Annotated in this window: 7 protein-coding genes and 1 pseudogene; 7 read left to right on the top strand and 1 reads right to left on the bottom strand. The window is 62.1% G+C overall.

The genetic code is table 11. The features are described 5' to 3' along the window. Positions 1–303: pseudogene (locus EN893_RS09645) on the top strand (pilus assembly protein); the annotation flags it as partial. Positions 304–339: 36 nt separating this feature from the next. Here EN893_RS09645 and EN893_RS09650 read toward each other — a convergent pair. Further along, entirely contained in the window at positions 340–1,260 is a 921-nt protein-coding gene (locus EN893_RS09650) for a PhnD/SsuA/transferrin family substrate-binding protein (protein WP_164748717.1), read from the bottom strand. A gap of 143 nt (positions 1,261–1,403) precedes the next feature. Between EN893_RS09650 and EN893_RS09655 the strand changes: the two genes are divergently transcribed. The 6 genes from EN893_RS09655 to dnaN all read left to right on the top strand — a co-directional run. Continuing rightward, positions 1,404–2,645, top strand: a complete 1,242-nt coding sequence (locus EN893_RS09655) for a phosphopentomutase (RefSeq protein ID WP_127270398.1) — start codon at positions 1,404–1,406, stop codon at positions 2,643–2,645. Then, complete coding sequence (gene mutM, locus EN893_RS09660) at positions 2,638–3,528, top strand: bifunctional DNA-formamidopyrimidine glycosylase/DNA-(apurinic or apyrimidinic site) lyase (protein WP_127268053.1); 891 nt, start codon at positions 2,638–2,640, stop codon at positions 3,526–3,528. The genes EN893_RS09655 and mutM overlap by 8 nt, the downstream gene beginning before the upstream one ends. 132 nt (positions 3,529–3,660) lie before the next feature. Continuing rightward, a complete protein-coding gene (locus EN893_RS09665; RefSeq protein WP_128361514.1) occupies positions 3,661–4,434 on the top strand; it encodes an enoyl-CoA hydratase in 774 nt (257 codons plus the stop codon). Positions 4,435–4,616: 182 nt separating this feature from the next. Further along, the gene (rpsT, locus tag EN893_RS09670) at positions 4,617–4,883 is read left to right on the top strand and encodes a 30S ribosomal protein S20 (protein ID WP_013533694.1); all 267 of its coding nucleotides are present in this window, start codon (positions 4,617–4,619) and stop codon (positions 4,881–4,883) included. A 925-nt stretch (positions 4,884–5,808) separates the two neighbouring features. Next, entirely contained in the window at positions 5,809–7,284 is a 1,476-nt protein-coding gene (gene dnaA / locus EN893_RS09675) for a chromosomal replication initiator protein DnaA (protein WP_236383352.1), read from the top strand. Positions 7,285–7,588: 304 nt separating this feature from the next. Then, positions 7,589–8,687: DNA polymerase III subunit beta (dnaN, locus tag EN893_RS09680; protein WP_128361515.1), on the top strand; the 1,099-nt coding region annotated here is incomplete at its 3' end.

Raw genomic sequence — 8,687 nt, forward strand, 5'->3', positions numbered from 1 at the left:
GCGATACAGGTTACGTCCGATGCGACGAAGGCACAGGTGGTTTGGTCACGCAAATTGGTCGCCAGTGTCGCCAGCGCCGGCGCCGCCGCGACCACCGAGACAACGGTCCCAGCGTCGCTCAAGGTCGCCAACACTTTTCTCATCCGCGTCGAAAGCAACCTCGGCTATACGCCGGTCATCGCGTGGAGCGCGAGCAGTCAACAGAAGCTTGGACTGACCTCGGCTTTCAGCAACATAACCATGGGCGAAACCTATTATCTGCGCCCCCGCAGAAGCGTGACGATCCCTTGCAGCGACTGTTGAACAGAACCAGCCAGGCCCTGCGCAGGGCCGCTCCAGCTATTGCTGCGGCTCACGGTCCGAAACGAAGCGCACGATAGCAGCGGCCATCTCGTAATCTTTTGGCGACACGCGAGCGAAGCCGCCGGAATGTCTCGATTCCAGGAGATCGTAGATATCGGGCGTCGTCGACTTGAGGTTGGTGAGGAACACGGCAAGCCTGCGCTTGGCTTCCGGGTCGAGATCGCTGCGGACCGCATGGGGGCCGTATCTCAACAGGCCCGACGTCCATACGATCCGAAGCGCCGTCACCGAGAGCCCTGCCGCCTCCAGCCTGGCCTGCGTGCCCGACGGTTCTCGCGGGCCGTCGGCAGCGGCCCTCACCCAGCCGAACAGGCCATCGGCCTTGCCGTCGACCAGCATCGTCTCGGCCGCCGCGGCCGAATCGGTGCGGGCCAAAAACTGTGCATCTTCCGCGATCTTGCGGCCCTCCGCCGCCAACGCCGCCAATGGCAGGAGAGAACCGCCGACGCTGTCCGAAGGCGCCATGGCGATACGATGGCGGTCCATCGCCGCCAGGGCAGGCAGCTTGCCGTCTCGCGTCAGCAGAACGGAGCGGATGCCGATCGCGCCGTCTGAATCGACCGGAGCGACAAGCGGCTCGATACATAAGCAGCGCTGCGAAGCCGTCGCATAGGCGGTGGCCGAATAGATCGCATATTCGATGCGGGCATCGGCCTGCGCCTCGATCAGCGCGGCATAGTTGCGGGCAACGACAAACTCGACCTTCATGCCCAAGGCCTTGGTGTAGGCGTCGGTCAACAGTGCCAGCCCCGGAACGGCATTGCCGGCGCCTGGCTCGGCAACGATGCCGATACGAAACGTGCCGATATCATCGCGCCAGTCGGCATGCGCCGGGTTGGACCAGAGCCCGACGAGCGTCAGCATGAGAGCGGCATAAGTCTTCAGCGCAACCCTCATGACAGGAACCACAGTCTGTTGTCCTCGATCCATGCCCATCCCAGTGCACTGGACTATCACGCCAAGCCGTTGCCGTTTGGTTTCCGAATTGCCAATGAAGTCGCGGAACCCTATGTCTGGTCGGTCAAACTGGCAACAACTCGATGGCGCGCGCTTTCCTCTTCGTTCTGGATTCCTTCGGCATCGGCGGCGCGGCCGACGCCGACCGCTACGGTGACGCCGGCGCCAACACATTCGCGCACATCGCAGAGGCCTGTGCGGAGGGCCGTGCGGATCGCGAAGGGCTTCGCAGTGGACCGCTGTTTGTCCCTCACATGGCGTCGCTCGGGCTTGGCAAGGCCGCCGAAACCGCGACGGGACTGGGGTTTGCCAACAGCGGGGCGGATCTGCTCCCAACTGCCTTTCACGGCGCCGCACAGGAGGTTTCGAGCGGCAAGGATACACCATCCGGTCATTGGGAAATCGCCGGCCTGCCGGTGCGCCTCGACTGGGGCTATTTCCCGGATACGGTTCCGGCCTTTCCGGCCGAACTGACCGAGGCTATCATTCGCGAAGGCAAGGTGCCGGGCATTCTCGGCAATTGCCATGCGCCGGGCACCGAGATCATCGAGCGCTTCGGCGAGGAGCACATCCGGACCGGCAAGCCGATCTGCTACACGTCGGTCGACTCGGTCCTGCAAATCGCCGCGCATGAAGTCCATTTCGGCCTCGACCGGCTTTATGAATTCTGCCAGGTGGTGCGCAGGCTGGTTGACCCTCTGAGGATCGGACGGGTGATCGCGCGGCCATTCGTCGGCGAAACCACCGCCACTTTCGAGCGGACATACAACCGTCATGACTACGCCGTGCCCCCGCCGGAACCGACCCTGCTCGACCGGCTGACGGCGCGTGGCAGCCGTGTCATCGCCGTCGGCAAGATCGGCGACATCTTCGCCCATCGCGGAATTTCGCAAGTGCGCAAGGCGGCAGGCAACATGGCGATGTTCGACGAGGCTCTGGGTGCGATGGATAATGCCGGCGACGGTGACCTCGTCTTCGCCAATTTCGTCGACTTCGACACCGAATTCGGTCACCGCCGCGATGTCGCGGGCTATGCTGCCGCGCTCGAGGCCTTCGACCTGCGGCTGCCGGAGGCATTTGCGAGGCTGCGGCAGGGCGATCTTCTCATCCTGACGGCCGACCACGGCAACGACCCGACCTGGGGCGGGACCGATCACACGCGCGAGCGCATTCCGGTGATCGGCACTGGACCGGGTCTCAAGGGCGGCGACATCGGACTGAGAACGACATTCGCCGACATTGGCGAGACCGTGGCCGAGCATCTCGGGCTGGCGCCCGGACGCTACGGCACGTCTTTCTATACGGCGATCGGCGGTCATGCCTGAATTGCCGGAGGTCGAAACCGTCCGGCGCGGGCTGCAGCCGGTTCTGGAAGGCGCTACCATCGCCCGCGTCGAGGCGCGCCGACCGGATCTGCGCTTTCCATTTCCCGAGAAATTCGCGCAGCGGCTGACCGGCAAGACGATCACGGCACTCGGCCGCCGGGCCAAGTATCTGACGATGGACCTGGAAGGCGGCCCCATGCTGATCTGCCATCTCGGCATGTCGGGCTCATTCCGCATAGAGACGGCCGATGGCAGCGACATGCCCGGCATCTTCCGGCACGACCGCTCGAAGAGCTCCAATCACGACCACGTCGTCTTCCATGTCGTGTCTCCGGCCGGTGCCCGGTCCCGCGTGATCTTCAATGATCCGCGCCGCTTCGGCTTCATGCTGTTTGCGGAAGGGCTGCCGGACGTTCATCCGATGCTGGCTGGACTTGGCGTCGAGCCAACCGGCAACACATTGGACGGTGCGCTGCTTGCCTCATTGATGAAGGGGCGGCGATCACCGCTGAAGGCAGCGCTTCTCGACCAGAGGCTGATCGCCGGGCTCGGCAACATCTATGTGTCGGAGGCGTTGTGGCGTGCCGGCCTGTCGCCGCTGCGCGAGGCGGGCACGATCGCCAGGCCCGGAAAGAAAGCCCAGGCCCAAAGCGAACACCTCGCGCAAGCCATTCGTTCGGTGATATCGGATGCGATCGCAGCCGGCGGCTCCTCACTGCGGGACTATATGCAGACCGATGGGGCGCTGGGCTATTTCCAGCACGCCTTCGCCGTCTACGACCGCGAAGGCAAGGCCTGCTCCAAGCCCGGCTGCGGCGGCCACATCGAACGTGTCGTGCAGAGCGGCCGATCGACCTTTTATTGCCGGACATGTCAGCGATGAGTCAGAGTAATTCCAGGAAAAGTGGGAACGGTTTCCCGTTCGGAATTGCGTCAAGACAGAGAGATGGAGCGGTTCTGCGTTTCCGTGAAACGATGAACCGCTCTAGACGAGCGTGAGCAAGGAGAAGCAGCCATGGCCTATGAGACGATCATCACCGAGACGCACGGCAAGGTCGGGCTGATCACGCTGAACAGGCCGCAGGCGCTCAACGCGCTGAATTCGCAGATTCTGACCGAGGTGGTGGCGGCCGTGAACGGGTTCAGCGCCGATCCCGGTGTCGGCGCCATGGTCATCACCGGTTCCGAAAAGGCTTTCGCCGCCGGCGCCGATATCAAGGAGATGCAGTCCATCTCCTACGCGGACGCCTACGCCCAAGACTTCTTCGTCGGCTGGGAGGAACTGACGCGGGCGCGAAAGCCTATTATCGCGGCAGTGGCGGGCTATGCACTCGGCGGCGGCTGCGAGCTGGCGATGATGTGCGATTTCATTATCGCCGCCGACACGGCCAAATTCGGCCAGCCCGAGATCACCCTCGGCGCCATTCCAGGCATGGGCGGGTCACAAAGGCTGACCCGCTTCGTCGGCAAGTCGAAAGCGATGGACATGTGCCTGACCGGGCGGATGATGGATGCCGCCGAGGCCGAGCGTTCTGGCCTGGTGTCGCGGGTGGTGCCTGCCGGCGAGCTTGTCGAGGAGGCGCTGAAGGCCGCGGCCAAGATTGCCGCTTTCTCGCTACCATCCGTGATGATGGCGAAGGAGGCTGTCAACCGCGCCTTCGAGACGACGCTTGCCGAGGGATTGCGGTTCGAGCGCCGGCTGTTTCACTCGCTGTTTGCACTGGACGATCAGAAGGAAGGCATGGCGGCCTTTGCCGAGAAGCGGAAGCCGAATTTCACCAACCGCTGACGCCAATCCCTTGGCTGCGAAGAAGATGGCTGCTGGCCGCCAAAAAGAAGGCCGGGCAGCGTTGACGCGCCGGAAAAGCTGAACTATAAGCCGCACCAACCGAGGCGGCCCCGTGGCTGCCCGTTTGTTTTTTGCGCCCTGCGGCATCCCGCATGCGCCGACCAGATCAGAAGAGAGGCATCATGGCCAATACATCCTCGGCCAAAAAGGCAACGCGCAAGATCGTCCGCCGCGCAGCGATCAACAAGAACCGCCGCTCGCGCGTCCGCACCTATATCCGCCAGGTCGAAGAGGCCCTTGCCTCCGGTGACAAGGCTGCCGCACAGGCTGCCTTCAAGATCGCGGAGCCGGAATTGATGCGTGCCGCGACCAAGGGCGTGATCCACAAGAACACGGCGTCCCGCAAGGTGTCGCGACTGGCTCAGCGGGTCAAGGTACTGTCGGCCTGACATTACTTGCCTAGACTGACGTTCTTCGAACCCGGCCGTTTGTGCCGGGTTTTTTCGTTTGCCGGCAAGCACTTAAAAAGAATGTCCGGAAACGGCGTCTTATGCGGCATTTCACAATTAGGAATAGTTTGCCGGCATATGCATGCCTGCTGGTGATCGGCATGCTTGAAACGGCCGACCTAAAGATTCTTAACTGTCAGAAATACCTTATATCTTTCAGTGACTTACAGATGGTGATCCACAGCTTGTCCACACCGGACCGGCCCGATCGGGGAGAAGTCGCTGTCAAGCGAATTATTTCAGAATATTTCTGTCAGCGCCCGGTTTTTCATATTCGCCGGAAAAGGGTTTGAATCACAATGGCTTTGTTAAAATGTGCCGTCGCGGCACGCCACTCGAACCCGCCTCCACTAACCAGATTCCTTAAAAATCCGTTAGACGTGGCCTTGCCCTATCCACAGCGATTTCGGTAGTGTCGATCTATCGAAAGGGACGGGCTCTGGCTCTTAACCCAAGCCTGAATCGGCCAGCTTAAATTGGCGGGATTTGCAACGCGGATCAAGTCCGCGGACGGTTTTGGTTTGTCTTTTTCGATACGGTAGGGGACTGGCGTAACTAGACATGGCAGGTAGACGGCGCGCCGGCGCTCTTTTCGCCGGGCGGTGTTGTATTGCCCTGACATACCCAACGCGGACTGGCTTCCATGGGCCGGCACCGGTTCCCGCGGATAATGGGCGACGTTCATCTGCCGGCGGCGGCAGCGGACATCGTAGCAAAGACTTAGGTCGCCGGAACCGGATGCAGGAGGCGCATCCCCGGTGGAAAACAGGTACGGAAGGACAAGGAAAAGATCATGCAGAGCGGCATTGAAAGGGAACTTACGGGCGACCTCCCATTTCCTGGAACTTTGATCGGAGCAAACGACATGGCGGTGTCCAGCGACGCGGAACAGAAATTCGACCGGGTCAAGACCCAGTTGAAGGCGCGCCTGGGAACCGAAGTCTATTCGAGCTGGTTTGGCCGCATGAAGGTCGCCGAGGCTTCCAAGGGCATCGTCCGCATCTCCGTGCCTACCGCCTTCCTGCGTTCATGGATCAACGGCCACTATCTCGACCTCATTTCAGAGCTGTGGAAGCAGGAGGATGCCGATCTCCTCAAGATCGACATCGTCGTGCGCACGGCAACCCGTCAGGGACGCAGCCAGGCCGAGCCAGAGGTGACGCCAGCACGCAGCAAGATGACACGGCAGACGCAGACGGCACTTGCCGCCGGCACAGTCAGCCCCAGCCGGGTGGAGCGCGCACCGGCTCCGCGTCCGGGCACACCGATCGAGAGCGAATTTCGCCACAACGTGCTGGGGTCGCCGCTCGATCCGCGCTACACGTTCGGGTCCTTCATCGAGGGACCGTCGAACCGGGTGGCCTTCGCCGCCGCCAAGGCGGTAGCGGAATCGCAATCGAGCGCAGTGCGCTTCAATCCGCTTTTCCTTCACGCAACCGTCGGGCTCGGCAAGACACATTTGCTGCAGGCCATCGCTGCGGAATCGCTGAAGCAGAACCCCAAGTCGCGCGTCGTCTATCTCACGGCCGAGTATTTCATGTGGCGCTTTGCCACCGCGATCCGCGACAACAACGCGCTGACGCTCAAGGAACAGCTGCGCGACATCGACCTGCTCATCATCGACGACATGCAGTTTCTGCAGGGCAAGTCGATCCAGCATGAATTCTGCCACCTCATCAACATGCTGCTCGACAGCGCCAAGCAGGTCGTCGTCGCCGCCGACCGGCCGCCGTCGGAACTGGAATCGCTCGAACCGCGGGTCCGTTCGCGCCTCAATGGCGGTGTCGCGCTTGAAATGTCGGCGCCCGATTTCGCCATGCGCCTCGGCATGCTCAAATTGCGCCTTGCCACGGCCAGGAGCGACGACGCATCGCTCGACATTTCGGAGGAGATCCTCAATCACGTCGCCCGCACCGTGACCGGCAGCGGACGCGAGCTGGAAGGCGCCTTCAATCAGCTTTTGTTCCGTCAATCCTTCGAGCCGCAGATCACCATCGACCGGATCGACGAAATTCTCGGCCACATCTATCGCACCGGCGAGCCGAAGCGTGTCCGTATCGAGGACATCCAGCGCATCGTGGCGCGTCACTACAATGTGTCGAAGACCGAATTGCTGTCCAACCGGCGCACGCGCACCATCGTCAAGCCGCGGCAGGTCGCCATGTACCTGTCGAAGGTGATGACGCCGCGCTCACTACCCGAGATCGGACGGCGTTTCGGCGGCCGCGATCACACCACGGTGCTGCATGCCGTGCGCAAGATCGAGGACCTTTCCGGCAACGACAACACGCTGGCGCAGGAACTTGAGCTTCTGAGGCGGTTGATCAACGACCAGGCCTGATCCTCCGGGGATGGCTGAGCCGGAACAATACCGGAATTCAATGGCTTGCCAGTGCGGCGCTGGGCCTGGATCGGGCTCGTGGCGCCGCCTGGAAGCGATCTGGATTTCGGTTTTACGACACTGGCTCGCGGACTTCGGGCGCGTTATCCCCAGAAAGCCCGCGTAGCCGGCCTGAACCGGTGGCGCGGGCTTGCGTTTGCTGGTTTTTTCCTGTCAGTTTACGCAGATTCTGAGCCTGTTCAGACCTTTCGCGGGACGCCGCTCACTGGTGACCCGTCATTCATTCAAGCGAGCCTGTTTCGTCATGCGTGTTATCCTGGAACGGTCCAATCTCCTGAAGTCGCTCAACCACGTCCATCGCGTGGTCGAGCGGCGAAACACCATACCGATCCTGTCCAACGTGCTGCTCAGCGCCGAAGGCGCCAGCCTTGAAATGAAGGCGACCGATCTCGACCTCGAGGTGACCGAAGCGACACCCGCCAAGGTGGAGCGCGGCGGGGCGACGACAGTCCCGGCACATCTGCTCTACGACATCGTGCGCAAGCTTGCCGATGGCGCCGAGGTGATGCTGAAGACGGACGAGGACGGCAACGCCATGTCAGTGACGTCTGGCCGCTCGAGCTTCCGCCTTCAGTGCCTGCCGCAATCCGACTTCCCGGAGCTCTCGGCCGGATCGTTCTCGCATATCTTCCGTCTCGACTCGGTTGCCCTGAAAGGCCTGATCGAGAAGACCCAATTCGCCATCTCCACCGAGGAGACGCGTTATTACCTGAACGGCATCTATCTGCACACGCATGAGGTCGGCGGCAAGTTGAAGCTGCGCTCGGTAGCGACCGACGGCCACCGCCTGGCGCGCGCCGAGATCGATGCGCCAGCGGGTTCCGAAGGCATGCCGGGCATCATCATTCCGCGCAAGACGGTGAGCGAGCTGCAGAAGCTCGTCGACGATCCGGATGTCGCGGTCACCACCGAACTGTCGGACACCAAGATCCGCTTCACGATCGGCAGCGTGGTTTTGACCTCGAAGCTGATCGACGGCACCTTCCCCGACTATCAGCGGGTCATTCCGACCGGCAACGACAAGAAGCTGATCATCGACCGCCAGAGTTTTGCCGCCGCTGTCGATCGCGTCTCGACCATCTCTTCCGAACGCGGCCGCGCGGTGAAGCTGTCGATCAGCGAGGGTCAGGTGACACTTGCGGTCAACAATCCCGATTCAGGCAGCGCCACCGAAGAGCTGTCCGCCGACTATTCATCCGATCCGATCGAGATCGGCTTCAACGCCAAGTACCTGCTCGACGTTGCCGCGCAACTGACCGGCACGGAAGCCAAGTTCATGCTGGCCGACGCCGGCTCGCCGACGCTGATCCACGACATGGCCGACGAGACCGCACTCTATGTGC

The organism is Mesorhizobium sp. M7A.F.Ca.CA.004.04.2.1 (assembly GCF_004022825.1).
GTDB lineage: Bacteria > Pseudomonadota > Alphaproteobacteria > Rhizobiales > Rhizobiaceae > Mesorhizobium.

Bases quoted from the DNA above. Each gene is read 5' to 3' on its own strand.
- EN893_RS09650 (WP_164748717.1), bottom strand. From the start codon at position 1,260: ATGAGGGTTGCGCTGAAGACTTATGCCGCTCTCATGCTGACGCTCGTC.
- EN893_RS09655 (WP_127270398.1), top strand. From the start codon at position 1,404: ATGGCGCGCGCTTTCCTCTTCGTTCTGGATTCCTTCGGCATCGGCGGC.
- mutM (WP_127268053.1), top strand. From the start codon at position 2,638: ATGCCTGAATTGCCGGAGGTCGAAACCGTCCGGCGCGGGCTGCAGCCG.
- EN893_RS09665 (WP_128361514.1), top strand. From the start codon at position 3,661: ATGGCCTATGAGACGATCATCACCGAGACGCACGGCAAGGTCGGGCTG.
- rpsT (WP_013533694.1), top strand. From the start codon at position 4,617: ATGGCCAATACATCCTCGGCCAAAAAGGCAACGCGCAAGATCGTCCGC.
- dnaA (WP_236383352.1), top strand. From the start codon at position 5,809: ATGGCGGTGTCCAGCGACGCGGAACAGAAATTCGACCGGGTCAAGACC.